This is a genomic window from Geodermatophilus sp. SYSU D00742, from assembly GCF_054049935.1.
In genome coordinates, this window is record NZ_JBJGYJ010000006.1 from 36,191 (window position 1) to 54,438 (window position 18,248).

An 18,248-nucleotide genomic window follows, 5' to 3' on the forward strand; every position below is an offset into this window, starting at 1 on the left:
CCAGGATGACCCGCGCACTGGTGGTGGTCGACGTGCAGAACGACTTCTGCGAGGGCGGCAGCCTCGCCGTGGCCGGCGGCGAGGCGGTGGCCGGTGCGATCACCGAGCACGTCCACCGGCACGCCGGCGACTACGCCCACGTGGTGGCCACCCGGGACCACCACGTGGACCCGGGCGGTCACTTCGCCGAGGCGCCGGACTTCGTCGAGACCTGGCCCCGGCACTGCGTCGTCGGCACCGGCGGCGTGGAGTTGCACCCCCGCCTGGACCGGGAACCCCTCGAGGCGGTGTTCGACAAGGGCGAGTACGCCGCCGCCTACTCCGGCTTCGAGGGCCGGGCCGACGGGGTGCCGCTGGCGGACTGGCTGCGCCGTCACGACGTCGACGCCGTGGACGTCGTCGGCATCGCCACCGACCACTGCGTCCGCGCCACCGCACTGGACGCCGTCCGGGAGGGCTTCACCACCCGCGTGCTGCTGCCGCTGACCGCCGGCGTCGCGCCGGAGACCACCGCGGCCGCCCTCGACCACCTCCGCGCCGCCGGCGTCGAGCTCGAGGGCTCGGTGCACCGGGCCGGCTGAGGACCTCGGCGCGGTACCCGGCCGGCCGGCCGGCGGCCGGAGCCGCGACGGACGCGCCACGACCGGGGACGGCAGCCGACCGTGCGGACCGGTCGCGGGGGCCCGGAGGGTCCCCCGATCAGGACACGGGCAGCTGCTCAGCGACGGTCGGGGACGGCACCCGGCCGCGATTTCGTCCGGAGGACGACCGTGTCACCGGGAGGACGACGCGGGTACCGCGTCGAGCACCTCGTCGCGCGTGAAGCCGAGCACCTGCAGGACGGCGTCCAGGTAGGGCTGGTTCAGCGCGGTGTGCGCCTGCTCGCGGACGTAGGGCTTGGCGTTGAAGGCGATGCCCAGCCCGGCGGCGTTGAGCATGTCCAGGTCGTTCGCGCCGTCCCCCACCGCCACCGTCTGGTCCAGCGGGATCCCGTACTCGTCGGCGAAGCGGGCCAGCGCGCGCGCCTTGCCGGCCCGGTCGACGATCTCCCCCACCAGGCCACCGGTGAGTCGCCCGTCGGCCACCTCCAGGGTGTTGGCGGCGGCGAAGTCCAGCCCGAGCTCCGCGGCGAGCGGGTCGGTGATCTGGGTGAAGCCGCCGCTGACGATGCCGCAGCGGAAGCCGAGCCGCTTGAGCGTCCGGATGAGGGTCCGCGCGCCCGGGGTGAGCACCAGGTGCTCGCGCACCTCGTCGAGCACCGAGACCGGCAGCCCGGCGAGGGCGCCGACCCGGGCCCGCAGCGACTCGGCGAAGTCCAGCTCGCCGTTCATCGCCGCGGCGGTGATGCGGGCGACCTCCGAGGCGCGCCCGGCGCGGGCCGCCAGCTCGTCGATGACCTCGCCACGGACGAGCGTGGAGTCGACGTCGAGCACGATCAGCCGCTTGCTGCGGCGGGCCAGGCCCACCTGCTCCACGGCGATGTCGGCACCGGTGGCGGCGGCCACGGACGCGAGGGCGGTGCGCAGCTCGGTGGACTCGGCACCGCTGACGGTGAGCTCGAAGCTGGTGACGGGGTAGTCCGACAGCCGGCGGATGGCGTCGATGTTGCCGCCGATGCCGGCGATCGCCGAGGCCGCACCGGCCACCGCGGCGGGCGGGACGGGACGGCCGAGCACGATCACGTGGTGCGCCCGGCCGGTCGGGCGGTCCTGCTCGTCGATCGGGTCCACCTGCACCTGCATGCCGGTCGCCTCGGCGACGTCGGCCCCCAGGCGGCCCAGCCGCGCCAGGAACGCCGCCCGGTCCACGGGCGGACCGCCGTCCAGCGCGACGGCGGTGACCTCCACACCCAGCACGAGCTGACCGTGGACCACGACCTGCTCGACGTCGGCCACCTCGATCGCCCGCCGTCCGTCCCCGGCCTCGGCGAGGGCGGTGAACAGCCGCGCGGTCACGCCCGGGTGGTCCACCCCGGTGACGGTCAGCAGCGCGCGGGGGTCCGCGGGGAAGGGGTCGGACGGCGTCGGGAGGGTGGGGTGGTGCGGCACGGCGCCATCGTGCCCCACCGGTGTGCGGCGCCCGTGGCCCGCCCCGGACGCGGCGACGCCCCGCCGGCCGGGTGGCCGACGGGGCGTCGTCGTGGTGTGCCCTGGGGGTCGTTCAGCTCGGGTCGGGGTCGTTCGGCCCCTGCCGCCGGCCCTCGGTGAGGCCCACGTTGCTGACCCCGCCGTACGGCTCGTGCCGCTTGCCGGCGTGTGCCTCCTGCTGGAGACGCTCGAGCAGGTGCGGGTAGTGCGCCTCGAACGCCGGCCGCTCCGAGCGGATCTTCGGGATCTCGGTGAAGTTGTGCCGCGGCGGCGGGGACGACGTCGCCCACTCCAGCGAGTTCCCGTGGCCCCAGGGGTCGTCGCGCACCGCGAGGGCCCCGAACCGCCAGGACTTGAAGACGTTGTAGAGGAACGGGATCGTCGAGGCGCCGAGCACGAACGAGAAGATCGTCGAGACCGTGTTCAGCGTGGTCCACCCGTCGGTGGGCAGGTAGTTGACGTAGCGGCGCGGCATGCCCTCGTTGCCCAGCCAGTGCTGGACGAGGAACGTGCCGTGGAAGCCGATGAAGGTCAGCCAGAAGTGCAGCTTGCCCAGCCGCTCGTCCATCATCCGGCCGCACATCTTCGGGAACCAGAAGTAGATCCCGGCGTAGGCCGCGAACACCACGGTGCCGAAGACCACGTAGTGGAAGTGCGCGACGACGAAGTAGCTGTCGGACACGTGCCAGTCCAGCGGCGGCGAGGCCAGCAGGACGCCGGTGAGACCGCCCAGCAGGAAGGTGACCATGAAGCCGACGGAAAACAGCATCGGCGTCTCGAAGGTCAGCTGACCCCGCCACATGGTGCCGATCCAGTTGAAGAACTTGATGCCGGTCGGCACGGCGATCAGGTAGGTCAGGAAGGCGAAGAAGGGCAGCAGCACCGCGCCGGTCGCGTACATGTGGTGCGCCCACACGGTCAGCGACAGGCCACCGATGGCCAGGGTGGCGAAGACCATGCCCTTGTAGCCGAACAGCGGCTTGCGACTGAACACCGGGATGATCTCGGTGATGATGCCGAAGAACGGCAGCGCGATGATGTAGACCTCGGGGTGGCCGAAGAACCAGAACAGGTGCTGCCACAGCAGCGGCCCGCCGTTCTCCTCCGAGTAGATCAGCGCGCCGAGGTTCCGGTCGGCCAGCAGGGCCAGCAGCGCGGCCGTGAGGATCGGGAAGGCCAGCAGGATCAGCACGCTGGTGACCAGCGCGTTCCAGGTGAAGATCGGCATCCGGAACAGCGTCATGCCCGGGGCGCGCAGGCAGACGATCGTGGCGATGAAGTTGACGCCACCGAGGATCGTCCCCAGACCGCTGACGGCCAGGCCGGTGATCCAGAGGTTCCCGCCGGCACCCGGGGAGTTCGTCGCGTCGGACAGCGGCGTGTAGGCCGTCCAGCCGAAGTCCGCGGCGCCACCGGGGGTCAGGAAGCCGGACAGGGCCACGATCGACCCGAGCAGGAACAGCCAGTACGAGAAGGCGTTCAGCCGGGGGAACGCGACGTCGGGGGCGCCGATCTGCAGCGGCATGATCAGGTTGCCGAACGCGAAGAACAGCGGCGTCGCGAACATCAGCAGCATCACCGTGCCGTGCATGGTGAACAGCTGGTTGTACTGCTCCGGGGAGAGGAACTGCAGACCCGGCTGGGCCAGCTCCCCACGGATGAGCATGGCCATCAGCCCGCCCAGCAGGAACCATGCGAACGAGGTGGCCAGGTACATGAGGCCGATGGTCTTGTGGTCGGTGGTCCGCAGCAGATTCGAGAGCCGCGAACCCTTCTCGACCTCGCGAGCCGGGCTCGGCCGGCTCACGATCGGCGCCGGTGCGATCGTCACGGCCGCGAGCTTAGACGGTGCCCCGGCGGAGCCTCCTGTCGACGGTGGGGGCGCGCCGGGGGCCCGAGCCCGGGCGCCCGCTGCCGCGGCCGCCGCCGTTGCGGAACCGTGACCTGGACCGGAGCGCTCAGCCGGTCCGCACCCAGCTGGTCACGTCCACCGACACGGTCACCGCCGACCGTTCCGGGAGCCGGGCGACGGCGGCGGCCAGCGCGCCCGGCGTCAGGTGCCGGGCGTGCGGGCCCATGCCGACAAGGGTGGTGACCGCGGCCCGGTCCAGCTCGATCCGCTCCCGGTGACCGGCCGTGGCGACCGGCCGCAGGTGCGGCTCCAGGGTCGCGGCCAGGCGCCGCGACTTGTCCGGGTCCACCCGCAGCAGCCCCAGCGGCTCGACCAGCTCGGCCAGGTGGTCGTCGGCCGGGGTGACGACCACCAGCCGTCCGCCCGGGCGCAGCACGCGGGCGGTCTCGGGCCCGTTGCGCGGGGCGAAGACGACGAGCACCCGGCCGACGGCGGCGTCCCGCACGGGGAGCCGCGTCCAGGTGTCGGCGACGACGGCGACCGCCCGCGGGTGGGCGCCGGCCGCCCGCCGCGCCGCGTACCGGGAGGAGTCCAGGACCACACCGACCGCGTCGGGCAGCCGGTCGAGGACCCCGGCCAGGTGCTGCCCCGTGCCGCCGCCGAGGTCCAGCAGGGTCGCCGGCGGGCCGTCGTCCCCCGCGACGACGGCGTCGGCCAGGGCGCCGGTGATGCCGGCGTAGTGCCCGGCGGCCAGGAACGCGACCCGGTCGGCGACCATCTCCGCCGTGTCACCCGACGGCGGCACGTGACCCGGCGGCAGCAGCGTGACGTGTCCCTGCCGGGCGCGGTCGAACGCGTGGCCCGCGGAGCACCGCAGGCCGGCGTCGCCCGGCAGGGCGTCCACCGGCGCGCCGCACGCCGGGCAGGCCAGCAGCTCCACGGCGCGCGCGGGCCACGGCCGGCGGGCGCTCACCGGGCCGGCACCACGTCGTCGCGCCGCGAGGCCGGGGTCCCGCGGCGTTCCGCGGCCCGGCCGGGCACGACGCCGACGGCGAGGGCGGCGGCGACGGCGCCCACGGCGAACGCGGCGGGGTACCCGGGGCCGTTCTCGACGAGCAGCGCGACCAGCGGCACGGTCGCCGCGGCGGCCACGTTCTGCGCGGTGTTGTGCGCGCCCAGGGCGCGGCCGGCCCAGCCGGTGCCGGCCTGCTCGGCCACCGAGGTGAACGCCACACCGTTGGGGCTCACCGTGACCACCGCGGCCAGCACCACGGCGACCGCGGCCGCGGCGGGGCCCAGGACCGTCGGGGTCAGGGCGGCGACCGCCGCGAGGAGGGCGCCGACGACGGCGCCGGCCAGGGCGGTCGAACGGAGCGGGCCGAGCCGGCTGCCCACCCGGTCCGACCACGCGCCGGCCCCCAGCCGGGCGGCGGCACCGCCGAGCTGGGTGACGGCGAGCAGCGTCCCGGCGGAGGTCGCCGCCCACCCGCCCTCCCGGACCAGGTAGTCGAAGGCGAAGGCGGCCACGACGAACTGGGGGACGACGAGCAGCGTGCTGGCCGCGTGCACCCGCCACAGCACCGGCGACCGGTAGGGCGAGGCGGCGCGGGGGCCACCGGCCGCCGGCTCCGGTCGCGCCGGGTCGCGGACCAGCACGCCGATCAGGACGGCGGCGAGCCCGCACCCGGCGGCGAGGGAGGCGAGCGCCCCACCGGTGCCGCCGTCGGCCAGCCGCGGCAGGACCAGCGCCGCCAGGCCGACGCCGATGGGCTGCCCCATCTGCCGGATCCCCATCGCCAGGCCCCGCCGGCGGGCGGGGAACCAGCCGAGCACCAGCCGCCCGCTGGCCGCGTGCACCGAGGCGCTGCCCGCCCCGGCCAGCAGCAGCCACAGCCCCAGGCCGACCGGCGTCCCCGACAGCGACGCACCGGTGAGCGCGGCCGCGGCGATCGCCAGGCCGGTGGTCAGCACGAGCCGCTCGCCGTGCCGGTCCGCGAGGGCACCCCAGGCCAGCAGGGTCAGCACGAGTCCCGCGGCGGGCGCGCTGACCAGCAGGCTGATCGCGGCCAGGCTCAGCCCCTGGGCCCGCAGCGCCACGGTGAGGAAGGGCAGCCCGCTCTGGGCGGCGCAGGCGGCGACGAGGCCGACCAGGCCCACGGCGAGATGGCGCCAGCGCGCGGCGGCGTCCTCCCCCGTCACCTCGGGACCGGGTGGAACGTCACGTCGTGGAGCGCGCCGTGCGCCGCCACGGCGGTGACGAACGTGCCGTGCGGCTGGCGACGCCGGTCGGTCGGCGACCCGGGGTTGAGCAGCCGCAGGCCGGTGTCGGCGGTGGTGTCCCAGGGGATGTGGCTGTGCCCGAAGACGAGCAGGTCGGTGTCGGGGAACCGGGCGGCGCAGCGGGCCTCCCGGCCCTTCCTGTCGCCGGTCTCGTGGACGACGGCGAGGCGGATCCCCTCGATCTGGGCGCGGGCCACCTCGGGCAGCCGCTCGCGCAGTGCCCCGTGGTCGTTGTTGCCGTGGACCGCGACCAGCCGGCGGGACCGTTCCTCGAGCCGGTCGAGCAGCGCGACGTCCACCCAGTCCCCCGCGTGCACGACGACGTCCGCGGCCTCGATCGCGGCCCACACGGGATGAGGTAGGTCACGCGCGCGCTTGGGGACGTGCGTGTCGGAGATGAACACCAGCGAAACCGGCACGTGCCCATGCTCGCAGGCGGCTAGGTTGCCAGCGCCCGACGACGGTGCCGTCCCCGTCCGCTCCCGCACGACCCCCGAAGGACACCCATGACCGACCCCACGTCCACGCGCGCCTCCGGCGCCGGCCACATCGGCGAGGAGCCGTACCCGAGGCGGTGGCTGGCCCTGGGGGTCATCGCCATGACCGTCCTGCTGGTCATCCTCGACGCGACCATCGTGAACATCGCGCTGCCGGCGGTCTCCACCGACCTGGGCATCACCGCGGCGAGCCAGCAGTGGATCGTCACCGCCTACACGCTCACCTTCGGCGGCTTCCTGCTGCTCGGCGGCCGCATCGCCGACTTCTGGGGCCGCAAGCGCACCTACCTGGTCGGCGCGGCCGGTTTCGCCATCGCCTCCGCCCTCGGCGGCATCGCGCAGAACGAGGGGATGCTGTTCGCCGCCCGGGCGCTGCAGGGCGTCTTCGGCGCGCTGCTGGCCCCAGCGTCGCTGGCGCTGCTCACCGTCCTGTTCACCGACCCCAGGGAACGGGCCAGGGCCTTCGGCGTCTACGGCGCCATCGCCGGCGGCGGCTCCGCGGTCGGCCTGCTGCTGGGCGGTGTGCTCACCGAGTACGCCGACTGGCGCTGGTGCTTCTGGGTGAACCTGCCCGTGGCGCTGCTGGCCGTCGTGCTGGCCGTCCCGATCGTCCCGGAGAGCAAGGCCCCCGGCGACACCCGCTACGACATCCCCGGCGCGGTGCTCGTCACCCTCGGCCTGGCCTCGATCGTCTACGGCTTCACCCGCGTCGCGGAGGCGTCGCAGACGAACTCCGTCGAGGCCGCGGAGGCCAACGCGCGGGCGGCCGCGCAGGGCACGCCCACGCTGGTCACGCCCGACAGCGGGTGGACCGACGGGCCCGCCTGGGTGTTCATCGTCGCCGGTCTCGTGCTCGTGGCGCTGTTCGTCCTGCTGGAGTTGCGCACCCGCAACCCACTGCTCCCGATGCGCATCGTCCTCGACCGCAACCGCGGTGGGGCCTACCTGACCTCGACGCTGGTGGGCGCCGGGCTCATCGGGGCGTTCTTCTTCCTGAGCCTGTACTTCCAGCAGGTGCTCGGCTACGAGCCGGTCGTCGCCGGCCTCGCCTCGCTGCCGACCACGCTCGGCGTCCTCGTCTCCGCCGGCGCGGCCAGCGCGCTGGTGCCGCGGATCGGGCCGAAGCCGCTCATGGTCCTGGGTGGGCTGCTCGCCGCCGCCGGGCTGTTCACGCTGTCCTTCGTCGGCCTGGACACGGGCTTCTGGCAGCTGCCCTTCCCCGGCCAGCTGCTCTTGGGCCTCGGCCTCGGCTTCACCTTCGTGCCGCTGTCGAACCTGGCGCTCGTCGGCGCCGGCGCGCACGACGCCGGGGCGGCCAGCGCCATGCTCAACGCCACGCAGCAGGTCGGCGCGTCCATCGGCACCGCCGTCCTGGCCTCGCTGTCGGTGGGCGCCATCAGCGCCTACACCGCGGACGCGCTGACCTCGGGCGGGGACCCGCAGGACCCGACCCTCGGCCTCACGGCCCAGGTGGAGGGGTACACGACGGCCTTCACGTGGGCCTCCGCGCTGCTGGTGCTCGGCGCACTGGTCTCCGCGGTGCTCATCAAGGCCACCAAGGAGGACCTCCCCGCCGAGGGCGACACCGTCGTCCACGTCGGCTGAGGTCCACCCCCCCGACCGACGTCGGTCACGGGGTCGTTGCCGGCGACACGGTGGGACCGCCGTGGGCGTCGGCGACGACCCCGTGCCCAGCGCGGGGCGCGGCGAGCTCAGCCGTCCCGGGAGGCGAGCGCCTTCAGGCGCTGGTTGTAGGCCTGCAGCTCGGCGTCCTCGGTGCGGACGGCGGCGCGGTCCATCCGCCTGGCGCGGCGCTCCTCGGAGCCCATCCACGAGAACAGCACGATCGCCATGACGAACACCGTGGGCAGTTCGCCGAAGGACCACGCGATGCTGCCGGCGGTGCCCTGGTCGGTGAGCGGGTCGACGCCCCAGCCGGACGGCGGGTGGGCGAAGGTCTCCACGACCAGCGCACTGGACATCATCACGGCGACGCCGAAGAAGGCGTGCAGCGGCATCGGGATGAGCAGCTCCAGCATCCGGCCGCCGTGTCCGGTGGTCCGGGGCCACGGGTCCTGGCCCAGGATCGGGCCGAAGAACAGCAGTCCGGTCACCGTGAAGTGGGCCAACATGAACTGGTGCCCGAACGGGTCGGCCATGAGCGCGTCGAAGACCGGCGTGAAGTAGACGCCGTAGAGGCTGGCCAGGAACAGCGGCAGCGTGAACGCCGGGTGGGAGACGAAGCGCGCCACCCGGCTGTGCAGGGCGTCGAGCAGCAGCGCCCGGGGGACGCCGGCCACTCCCCTGCCCCGGGGCAGCGTGCGCAGCGCGAGGGTGACCGGCGCGCCGAGCAGCAACAGGATCGGCGACACCATCGACAGGACCATGTGCTGGGCCATGTGCAGGCTGAACAGCACCATGCTGTAGCCGTCGAGCCAGGTGCCCGTGACGGAGAACAGGGAGAGGCAGCCGGCGGTCCAGGCCGCCGTCCGCCACCACGGCCAGGCCACCCCCGAGCGGCGCAGGACGACCAGCGCCACCAGGTAGCCCACGATGCCCAGCAGGCTCGCCACCGCCAGCACCGACCAGCCGTCCAGGTGCGGCAGGAACATCCGCCCCCAGGTCGGTGGCTCGCTGGGCACCCACATGCCCGAGTGCTGACCGTGCTCCACCGCTGCGCCTCCCAGTGCCGACTGCGCCTCCACTGTCCCACTGCGGCACCCGGGCGCGTGGCGCTGCGGGGTCCGCCGCGAGCCCGCGGGTGGCGGGGTAGGGAGCCTCCGTCAGTCGTGGACGGGCGTCTCGTGCCCGGCGTGGGCCGCCGCCTCCAGCTGGAACGTGCAGTGCGCCATGTCGAAGTGGTCCCCCAGGCAGGCGCACAGGGCGTCGAGCACCCGCCCGCCGTGGCCGGCCTCGAGGGCCTCGTCGGTGACGACGACGTGCGCGGAGAGCACCGGGGAGCCGGAGGTGATGGTCCAGGCGTGCAGGTCGTGCACGCCGACGACGCCGTCCACCGCGAGGATGTGCGCCCGTACCGAGTCCAGGTCCACGCCCCGCGGCGCGGCCTCCAGGAGGACGTCGCCGGCGTCGCGCAGCAGCGACCACGCCCGGGGCAGCACGAGCAGGCTGATGACGAGCGAGGCGACGGTGTCGGCCGGCGTCCAGCCGGTGGTGGCGATGACGACGGCGGCGACGACGACCGCCACCGAGCCCAGCGCGTCGGCCAGCACCTCGAGGTAGGCCCCGCGCACGTTGAGCGAGTCGCCGCGGCCGCGGTGCAGCAGGGCCAGCCCGCCCCCGTTGACGACCAGGCCCACGGCCGCGACGACGAGCATCACGCCGGAGCCGATGTCCGGCGGGTCGCCGATCCGACGTACGGCCTCGACGAACACGTAGACGGCGACACCGGCCAGCAGGAGCCCGTTGGCGACCGCGGCGAGGATCTCCACCCGCTGCCAGCCGAAGGTCCGCCGTCCCCGCGGTGGGCGCTGGGCCAGGGTCACCGCGCCGAGCGCGAGACCGATGCCCAGCGCGTCGGTGGCCATGTGCCCGGCGTCGGCCAGCAGGGCCAGTGAGCCGGAGACGAGCGCACCGGCGACCTCGGCGGCCATGACGGCGACGGTGAGCACGAGGACGACGGCCAGCCGGCGGCGGTGGGCCGCGGAGGCGGTGGCCGGGCCGTGGGACTGACCGTGGTCGTGACCCATCAGCGCCTCCTCCGTCCCGCGCGGCACACCGCGAGTGTGCCGCAACGCGTGACGCCCTCCGCCCGGACCGGCCGGGAGGAGGGCGTCACGTGGCCCCACTGGGAAGTCCCGCCCTGGGCCTGCGAGGGGGGGCGGGCAGCGGGGTCTGTCAGATCTGGACGCCGCGCTCCCGCAGCCACGGGAGGGGGTCGACCTTCTGGCCGTCGGGACCGCCGAGGCGCACCTCGAAGTGCAGGTGCGGGCCGGTGGACTGGCCGCGGTTGCCGAGCAGCGCGATCGTCTCGCCGGCACGGACGACCTGGCCGGGGGACACGAGGATCTCCTCCATGTGCCCGTAGACGGTGACGTCGCCGTTCTGGTGCTGGACGTAGACGACGTTGCCGTAGCCGCCGGCCGGGCCCGCCTCGAGGACGACGCCGTCCATGGCCGCGTACTCGGGGGTCCGCATGGGGGCGGCGAGGTCGATGCCGGCGTGCTGTCTGCCCCAGCGGGCACCGAAGGTGCTCGACAGCCGGGCACCGTCCACGGGGAGGACGGCGTCGGGCCGGGCGGCCTCTGCCGCGGCCTCGGCGGCGAGCCGGTCGGCCTCTGCCTGCACCTGCGCCGCGGCGGCCTGCTCGGCCTCACGAGCGGTCCGGCTCGCCGCCATCTCCTCGAGGCGCGCGGCGGCGTCGGAGACGCCGGCCTCGGGCTGCTGGTCCAGACCGAGCTCCGCCGCCACGCTGACCGAGGCGCTCTCCGCCTCGGCCGGGTCGGCCTGCGCCACCCGGTCGCCCAGGCTGAACAGCCCCAGGCCGGCGGCGCCCACGAGCGCGGCGGCGAGGTACGTCGCGGGCCGGCGGGGCGGCGCCGGCAGGCCCCGCCGGCGGTGCCGCCCGCGGCCGCCACCGGCGGGCACCGGCGTACCGGACCGCTCCGGCGCAGGGTCGGCGCCGTGCAGCCCGGGGAGGGTGTCGATCCCGGTGCGGGCGGCGGCCTCGGCCAGCCCGCTGAGGTCGGCGAGGTCGGCGACCCGGGCGAGCTCGCGCTGACCGGTCCCCGTCCGCTGCGCGTCCCCCGGGCGCGGCGACGGGATGGTGGTCTGCGTCGACGGCTCCCCCGCCGGTTCCTGCGTCCGCCGCGAGGACGGGACCGCGGCCGTGTCGAGGAGGGTCGGTCCACCCGGGACGGGTGCCGGCCCCTCGATGAGGAGACGGTCGTCGTGGAGCTGAGTCATACACCTGGCTTCCGTGGGGGACAGGACGTCGTGCGGTGCCCGGGGGAGCGGACGAGGTCCATGTAAACACGCCGTTATCTTTTCGTGATGATTCGACCGAGGGTCTGACCTGCGCTTTTGTGATCCCCGCCACAGGAATCCGCCCACGACGGTCATCTGCGCGTATAACGCCCGCTCCGGAGAGTGAGCGGCGCGCCGACGTCGGCGCGGGACACGCGCGATGCACGTCACGGCAGGGCAGGAGGGCTCCGTCGGAGCTCTCCGACCCGGATCCCGAGGAGCACATCCCCATGCGCGCAGTGACCTGGCACGGCCGGGCGGACGTCCGGGTGGACACCGTCCCCGACCCCACAATCCAGGACCCGACCGACGTCGTCGTCGAGGTGACCTCGAGCGGCATCTGCGGGTCCGACCTGCACCTGATCGAGGTGATGGCCCCCTTCATGACGGTGGGCGACGTGATGGGCCACGAGCCGATGGGCGTCGTCCGCGAGGTCGGGTCCGGGGTGAGCGCCGTGCGGCCCGGCGACCGGGTCGTCGTCCCCTTCAACATCTCCTGCGGCACGTGCTGGATGTGCTCGGAGGGACTGCACTCCCAGTGCGAGACGACGCAGAACCGCGACCAGGGCTTCGGCGCCTCCCTGTTCGGCTACACCAAGCTCTACGGGCACGTCCCCGGCGGGCAGGCGGAGTACCTGCGGGTGCCGTTCGGGAACACGCTGCCGATCAAGGTCCCCGACGGCCTGCCCGACGACCGGTTCGTCTACCTCTCCGACGTGCTCCCCACCGCCTGGCAGGCGGTCCAGTACGCCGCGGTCCCGGCCGGCGGCACGCTCCTGGTCCTGGGGCTGGGTCCGATCGGCGACATGTGCACCCGGATCGCCCACCACCTGGGCATCGAGAAGGTCTACGCCTCCGACGTCGTCCCGGAGCGGATCCAGCGCGCCGCGGCGCGCGGCACGAACGTCATCCGGTCGACGCGGAAGGACGACGTCGTCCAGGCCATCCAGGACGCGACCGACGGCCGCGGCGCCGACGCGGTCATCGACGCCGTCGGCATGGAGGCGCACGGCTCGCCGCTGGCCTCCTTCGCGCAGAAGGCGACCGCCGTCATCCCCGACGCGATCATGGAGCGGGTCATGCAGGTGGCCGGGGTGGACCGGCTCGCCGCCCTGAACACCGCGATCGACGCGGTCCGCCGCGGCGGCACGATCTCGCTGTCCGGCGTCTACGGCGGCGCGACCGACCCACTGCCGCTCATGCGGATGTTCGACAAGCAGATCCAGCTGCGCATGGGTCAGGCCAACGTGTGGCGCTGGGTGCCTGACATCCTGCCGATCCTCACCGAGGGCGACCCGCTGGGCGTCGACGACTTCGCCACCCACCACGTGCCGCTCGAGCAGGCACCCGAGGCCTACGCCAACTTCCGCGAGAAGAAGGACGGCGCGGTCAAGGTGCTCCTCAAGCCCTGACCTCCCGTGCGCACCCGCGGATGTGCCGCGTGCACGTCCGCGGGTGTGCGGGGTCTGTGAGGAGGCCCACCCGGGGTTCAGGGCATGCCGACGCGGGGCACTGCCTTGGCCTGGGAGAGGGTCGGTGCCGACCCCGGCAGGACGACGCAGTCCGCGCCCCACCCGTACTCGCCGTCGTCCCCTGGAGTCCTCCTCGTGCCCCGCGGTCTGCTCGCCCTCGCCATCGGTGCCTTCGGCATCGGCACCACCGAGTTCGTCGTCATGGGGATGCTGCCCCAGATCGCCGACGGCCTGGGGGTCTCGGTCTCCGCGGTGGGCATGCTGATCTCGGCCTACGCCATCGGTGTGGTCGTCGGCGCCCCGACGCTCACCGCGCTCGGGGTGCGCTTCTCCCCCCGCCAGACCCTCGTCGGCCTCATGGTCGTGTTCGTCGTCGGCAACGCGCTGTCGGCGGTCGCCCCCACCTACGAGACGCTGACCGCCGCGCGCGTCCTCACCGCGCTCTCCCACGGCGCCTTCTTCGGGGTCGGGGCCGTCGCCGCCCGCCGGCTGGTCACTCCCGACCGCGCCACGCGGGCGATCTCGCTGATGATCACCGGTCTGACCCTGGCCAACGTCATCGGCGTCCCGCTGGGCACCTTCGTGGCCCAGCAGACCAGCTGGCGGCTGGTGCTGGGCGCCATCGCGGTGATCGGTCTGGTGACCATCGCGTGCCTGCTGGCGTGGATGCCCGCGGACGTCGGCGAGCCCGGCGACCTGCGTGCCGAGCTGCACGCCTTCCGCCGCGGCCAGGTCTGGCTGGTGCTGGGCCTGACCATGGTGGGCTTCGCCGCGCTGTTCGCCGTCTACAGCTACGTCAGCCCGATCCTCACCGAGCTCGGCGGCATCCCCGAGGCGTGGGTGACCCCCGTGCTGGCCCTGTTCGGTGCCGGCACCACCGTGGGCACGCTGCTCGGTGGGCGCTTCGGCGACCGGTACGGCTTCTCCTTCGTCGCGGTCGGGCTGGTGGCCACCAGCGCCGTCCTGGTCGTCTTCGCCTTCCTCGCCCGCACCCCGGTGGCGGCGGTGGTGCTCCTGGTGCTGTTCGGGACGGTGTCCTTCGCGCTGGGCCCGGTCGTGCAGAACGGCGTGATCGAGGCGGCACAGGTGCGCGGCGGCAGCCTCGTCTCCGCGGCCAACCAGGGCGCGTTCAACATCGCCAACGCCCTCGGCGCCGCGCTCGGCGCCCTGGTCATCTCCGCGGGCCTGGGGTACACCGCACCGATGTGGGTGGGCGCCGTCCTCGCCCTGGTCGGGGCCGGTGTCGCCGTCCTGACGCAGGCGGTCAGCCGGCGGGCGGTCGATCCCGCCGCCGTCGCTGCGCTGCCGGCCCCGGAGGTCGTCGGCACCACCGCCTGACCGGCGCGCAGGCGGGGTAGGGGCCGCGGATGACGACGTTCACCGCGGAGCGGTCCGGACAGTTCCCCCTCGCCGGCCGGCCGGTGCACCGCATCGGCTACGGCGCGATGCAGCTCGCCGGCCCGCACGTCATGGGGCCGCCGGCAGACCGGGACGCCGCGGTCGCCGTCCTCCGCCGCGCGGTGGAACTCGGCGTGGACCACGTCGACACCAGCGACTACTACGGGCCGCACGTCACCAACGAGATCATCCGCGAGGCGCTGCACCCCTACCCCGACGAGCTGGTCGTCGTCACCAAGGTCGGCGCCCGCCGCACGCCGGACGGCGGGTGGCCGCCGGCCCTCTCCCCCGCGGAGCTGCGCTCGGCGGTCGAGGACAACTGCCGCAACCTCGGCGTCGATGTCCTCGACGTGGTGAACCTGCGGATGCCCGGGGCGCACGAGCCGGTGGAGCAGTCCCTGGTCGAGCCGTTCGAGGCGCTGGCTGCCCTGCAGCAGGAGGGGCTGATCCGGCACCTCGGGGTCAGCCACGTGACGACGCAGCAGCTGGCCGAGGCGCAGGCGATCGCGCCGGTGGTCTGCGTGCAGAACCACTACAACCTGGTGCACCGGGCCGACGACCCGATGATCGACGCGCTGGCCCGCGAGGGGATCCCCTACGTCCCCTACTTCCCGCTCGGCGGGTTCACCCCGCTGCAGTCGGCGGCGCTGGAGACGGTGGCCCGCCGGCTGGAGGCCACACCCATGCAGGTCGCGCTGGCCTGGCTGCTGGCCCGCAGCCCCAACCTGCTGCTCATCCCCGGCACGTCGTCGATCGCGCACCTGGAGGAGAACCTCGCCGCGGGCGCGCTGGTGCTCGGGCCGCGGGAGCTGGAGGAGCTCGACCGGATCGGTGGCACGCCGACGCCCTGAGGGCCCGGAGCCTCAGCGGCCGGGCGCAGGGCCGAGCACGCGGTCGAGGTGGGCGTTGGCCAGCACGCCCCCCGGGTCCAGCCGGTCGCGGACGGCGAGGAACTCGTCGAAGCGCGGGTAGCGCTCCCGCAGCACCGCGGCGTCCAGTCCGTGCAGCTTCCCCCAGTGCGGCCGGCCACCGACCTCCCCCGCGACCGCCTCCACCGCGGCGAACCACGGCCCGGGATCGGTGCCGGCCGGCACGTGCGCGGCGATGTAGGCGGTGTCGCGGCCGGACGCCGTCGACAGCGGGACGTCGTCGGCGGCGGCCAGCCGGACCTCCACCGGGAAGGCGGTGCGCCAGTCGCCGCCCTCGTGCACGCGGCGCAGCTCGGCGAGCACCGCGGGCGCGTCCCTGCGCGGGACGGCGTACTCCGTCTCGAGGAACCGCACCCGCCGGCGGCTCACGAACACGCGGTGCGAGTGGTCGGTCCAGCTGCGGGCACCCAGCGCCCGGGCCGAGACGCGGGCCAGCGGCGGCACCAGCGCCGGCACCCGCCGACCGGCCGCGACCACCCCGGCGAACGCGGCGTTGGCCAGGACCTCGTCGTCCCAGACCGCGCGCCAGCGCGGCAGCGGGTCCAGGCCCTCGGCCAGCGGCACCCGGGTGTTGCACTTCACCAGCGTCGCGTCGGTGTGCGGGAACCAGTAGAACTCGACGTGGTCGGTGCAGGTCATGAGCTCCTCGAAGCCCTCCAGCGCGGCGCTGAGCCGGCCGGGGCCCTCCACGGCGTGCAGCGCGAAGGCCGGCTCCGCCTGCAGGGTCACCGCGGTCACGACGCCGAGGGCGCCCAGGCCCACACGGGCGGCGCCGAAGACCTCCGGGTGGGAGGCGGTGTCACAGCGGAGCACCTCACCGGCCGGCGTCACCAGCTCGAGGCCGCGGACCTGGGTGGCCAGCCCGCCGAACCGGGCGCCGGTGCCGTGCGTGCCGGTCGCGAGCGCGCCGGCGACGGTCTGGCGGTCGATGTCGCCGAGGTTGGTCAGCGCCCAGCCGGTGCGGGCCAGCTCGGCGTTGAGCCGGTAGAGCGGCGTCCCGGCGCCGACGGTGACCAGGCCGCCGGCACCGACCGTGACGCCGCACAGCTCGTCGAGGACGACCTGCACCTCCTCCGGGCGGGCGATCGCGGAGAACGAGTGGCTGCTGCCCACCGGCCGCACCCGGCGTCCGGCCCCGGCGGCCGCGGTGAGGACCGCGACGACCTCCTCCACCGATGCGGGGTGCACCACCGCGGCCTCGGCCCGCTGGTTGCCCGACCAGTTGCGCCAGCGCGCGGTGCCTCCGGGCAACGTCGTCCGTGCGGCCACCCGGCCCTCCTCGACTCGGTCCCAGGGACTCTGCCCCGCCCGGAGTGTGCAGGTCAACGGCCTGATCGGGGTTGACGCCCCGCTGTCGGACGGCCACCCTCGCCGGGTGACCGCCGCGCCCCTGCTGCGCGCCGCGGCGACCCGGGCGCGGCTGGACCGTGCCACCGCCGGACTCGACCCGCCGCTGGCCCTCGTCGACCTCGACGCCCTCGACGCCAACGCCGGCGACCTGGTGGCCCGCGCCGGAGGTCGGCCGATCCGGGTCGCCAGCAAGTCGGTGCGCTGCCGGGCCGTGCTGCGCCGCGTGCTCTCCCGCCCCGGCTTCGCGGGGGTGCTTGCGTACTCGCTGGCCGAAGCCCTCTGGCTCACCGGCGGGGACGACCCGGTCACCGCGGACGCCGTCGTCGGCTACCCCTCGGTGGACCGGGGTGCGCTGCGCCGGCTGCTCGCCGACGAGGCGGCGGCGTCCCGGGTGACGCTCGTAGTGGACTCCCCCGACCACCTCGATGTCGTCGACGCCGTCGCCCCGCCCGGTCGGCGCCCCGCGGTGCGCGTGTGCCTGGACGTCGACGCGTCGCTGCGCGCCGCGGGGGGCCGGGTGCACGTGGGGGTGCGCCGCTCTCCCGTGCACGACCCGGCCGACGCCGCGGCCCTGGCCCGCACCGTGGTCGCCCGCCCGGGGTTCACGCTCGTCGGGATCATGGCCTACGAGGCGCAGATCGCCGGCGTGCCCGACGCGCCGCCGGGCCGGTGGGTGCGGGGCCTGGCCGTCCGCGGGATGCAGGCGGTCTCGGCGCGGGAGCTGGCCGGGCGGCGGGCCGCGGTGGTGGCGGCGGTCGGCGCCGTGGCGCCGCTGCGGTTCGTCAACGGTGGGGGCACCGGCAGCCTCGAGCGCACCGCGGCCGACCCGTCGGTGACCGAGCTGTCGGCCGGCTCCGGGCTCTACTGCCCGACGCTGTTCGACGGCTACCGGGCCTTCGCCGCCCGCCCCGCCGCGCTGTTCGCCCTCCCGGTGACCCGCGTCCCGACACCCGGGACGGTGACCGTGGCCGGGGGTGGGTGGGCGGCCTCCGGCCCGCCCGGCGAGGACCGGTTGCCCCGGCCGGTGTACCCCGCCCGGCTGCGGCTGTCGGGCGCCGAGGCGGCCGGTGAGGTGCAGACCCCGCTGCGCGGTCCGGACGCCGCCCGGCTGCGGGTGGGCGACCGCGTCTGGTTCCGGCACGCCAAGGCCGGGGAGCTGTGCGAGCACGTCGACGTCCTGCACACGCTGGCCGGCGACGTCCTCACCGGCGCCGTCCCGACCTACCGCGGCGAGGGCCGGGCGTTCGGCTGACGCGGCGGTCGTCGGTCCGGACCGGGGGACCCGATCCCGCCGACCGTGCCGCGGCGGGCGGCCTGCCCGTCGATCCACCGGCGGTGCGCCTCCCACGCCGGCTGCCGGGTCGTGCCACCCCGACGGTCAAGGGGGACTTCCTGCTCGC

Annotated in this window: 15 protein-coding genes; 6 read left to right on the forward strand and 9 right to left on the reverse strand. The window is 75.0% G+C overall.

Annotated features, from left to right (window positions below):
* Window positions 1-5 precede the first annotated feature (5 nt).
* The gene (locus ACI78V_RS05925; RefSeq protein WP_456849857.1) at window positions 6-581 is read left to right on the forward strand and encodes an isochorismatase family protein; all 576 of its coding nucleotides are present in this window, start codon (window positions 6-8) and stop codon (window positions 579-581) included.
* 192 nt (window positions 582-773) lie between these two features.
* On the opposite strand, the gene serB is transcribed toward ACI78V_RS05925, so the two are convergent.
* From serB to ACI78V_RS05950, 5 genes are all read right to left on the reverse strand, one after another.
* Complete coding sequence (serB, locus tag ACI78V_RS05930; protein WP_456849859.1) at window positions 774-2,048, reverse strand: phosphoserine phosphatase SerB; 1,275 nt, start codon at window positions 2,046-2,048, stop codon at window positions 774-776.
* A gap of 112 nt (window positions 2,049-2,160) precedes the next feature.
* Entirely contained in the window at window positions 2,161-3,918 is a 1,758-nt protein-coding gene (gene ctaD / locus ACI78V_RS05935; RefSeq protein WP_456849861.1) for an aa3-type cytochrome oxidase subunit I, read from the reverse strand.
* A gap of 127 nt (window positions 3,919-4,045) precedes the next feature.
* Window positions 4,046-4,879: a putative RNA methyltransferase gene (locus tag ACI78V_RS05940; protein WP_456850057.1), complete on the reverse strand. Its 834-nt coding sequence runs from the start codon at window positions 4,877-4,879 to the stop codon at window positions 4,046-4,048.
* A gap of 29 nt (window positions 4,880-4,908) precedes the next feature.
* On the reverse strand, window positions 4,909-6,138 hold the full coding sequence (locus ACI78V_RS05945; RefSeq protein WP_456849863.1) for an MFS transporter: 1,230 nt from the start codon (window positions 6,136-6,138) through the stop codon (window positions 4,909-4,911).
* On the reverse strand, window positions 6,135-6,638 hold the full coding sequence (locus ACI78V_RS05950; RefSeq protein ID WP_456849865.1) for a metallophosphoesterase family protein: 504 nt from the start codon (window positions 6,636-6,638) through the stop codon (window positions 6,135-6,137). Before ACI78V_RS05950 ends, ACI78V_RS05945 begins: the two co-directional genes overlap by 4 nt.
* An 87-nt stretch (window positions 6,639-6,725) precedes the next feature.
* Here ACI78V_RS05950 and ACI78V_RS05955 point away from each other — a divergent pair, with 87 nt between their 5' ends.
* On the forward strand, window positions 6,726-8,321 hold the full coding sequence (locus ACI78V_RS05955; protein ID WP_456849867.1) for an MFS transporter: 1,596 nt from the start codon (window positions 6,726-6,728) through the stop codon (window positions 8,319-8,321).
* 107 nt (window positions 8,322-8,428) lie between these two features.
* Here the strand turns inward: ACI78V_RS05955 and ACI78V_RS05960 are convergent, their stop codons facing one another.
* From ACI78V_RS05960 to ACI78V_RS05970, 3 genes are all read right to left on the reverse strand, one after another.
* Window positions 8,429-9,388 carry a cytochrome c oxidase assembly protein gene (locus ACI78V_RS05960; RefSeq protein WP_456849868.1) on the reverse strand — a complete coding sequence of 320 codons (960 nt, stop codon included), beginning with the start codon at window positions 9,386-9,388 and terminating at the stop codon, window positions 8,429-8,431.
* Window positions 9,389-9,499: 111 nt separating this feature from the next.
* Window positions 9,500-10,450, reverse strand: a complete 951-nt coding sequence (locus ACI78V_RS05965) for a cation diffusion facilitator family transporter (RefSeq protein ID WP_456849870.1) — start codon at window positions 10,448-10,450, stop codon at window positions 9,500-9,502.
* Between the two features lie 121 nt (window positions 10,451-10,571).
* Entirely contained in the window at window positions 10,572-11,639 is a 1,068-nt protein-coding gene (locus tag ACI78V_RS05970; protein WP_456849872.1) for a M23 family metallopeptidase, read from the reverse strand.
* 290 nt (window positions 11,640-11,929) lie between these two features.
* Here ACI78V_RS05970 and ACI78V_RS05975 point away from each other — a divergent pair, with 290 nt between their 5' ends.
* From ACI78V_RS05975 to ACI78V_RS05985, 3 genes are all read left to right on the forward strand, one after another.
* Window positions 11,930-13,111, forward strand: a complete 1,182-nt coding sequence (locus ACI78V_RS05975; RefSeq protein WP_456849874.1) for an alcohol dehydrogenase catalytic domain-containing protein — start codon at window positions 11,930-11,932, stop codon at window positions 13,109-13,111.
* Between the two features lie 195 nt (window positions 13,112-13,306).
* On the forward strand, window positions 13,307-14,509 hold the full coding sequence (locus ACI78V_RS05980) for an MFS transporter (protein WP_456849876.1): 1,203 nt from the start codon (window positions 13,307-13,309) through the stop codon (window positions 14,507-14,509).
* Between the two features lie 29 nt (window positions 14,510-14,538).
* Window positions 14,539-15,420, forward strand: a complete 882-nt coding sequence (locus ACI78V_RS05985) for an aldo/keto reductase family oxidoreductase (protein WP_456849878.1) — start codon at window positions 14,539-14,541, stop codon at window positions 15,418-15,420.
* 12 nt (window positions 15,421-15,432) lie between these two features.
* On the opposite strand, the gene ACI78V_RS05990 is transcribed toward ACI78V_RS05985, so the two are convergent.
* Window positions 15,433-16,767, reverse strand: coding sequence for a D-arabinono-1,4-lactone oxidase (locus ACI78V_RS05990; RefSeq protein ID WP_456849880.1), 1,335 nt, complete (start codon window positions 16,765-16,767; stop codon window positions 15,433-15,435).
* 106 nt (window positions 16,768-16,873) lie between these two features.
* On the opposite strand from ACI78V_RS05990, the gene ACI78V_RS05995 reads away from it, so the two are divergent.
* Window positions 16,874-18,100 carry an amino acid deaminase/aldolase gene (locus ACI78V_RS05995; protein ID WP_456849882.1) on the forward strand — a complete coding sequence of 409 codons (1,227 nt, stop codon included), beginning with the start codon at window positions 16,874-16,876 and terminating at the stop codon, window positions 18,098-18,100.
* Window positions 18,101-18,248 lie beyond the last annotated feature (148 nt).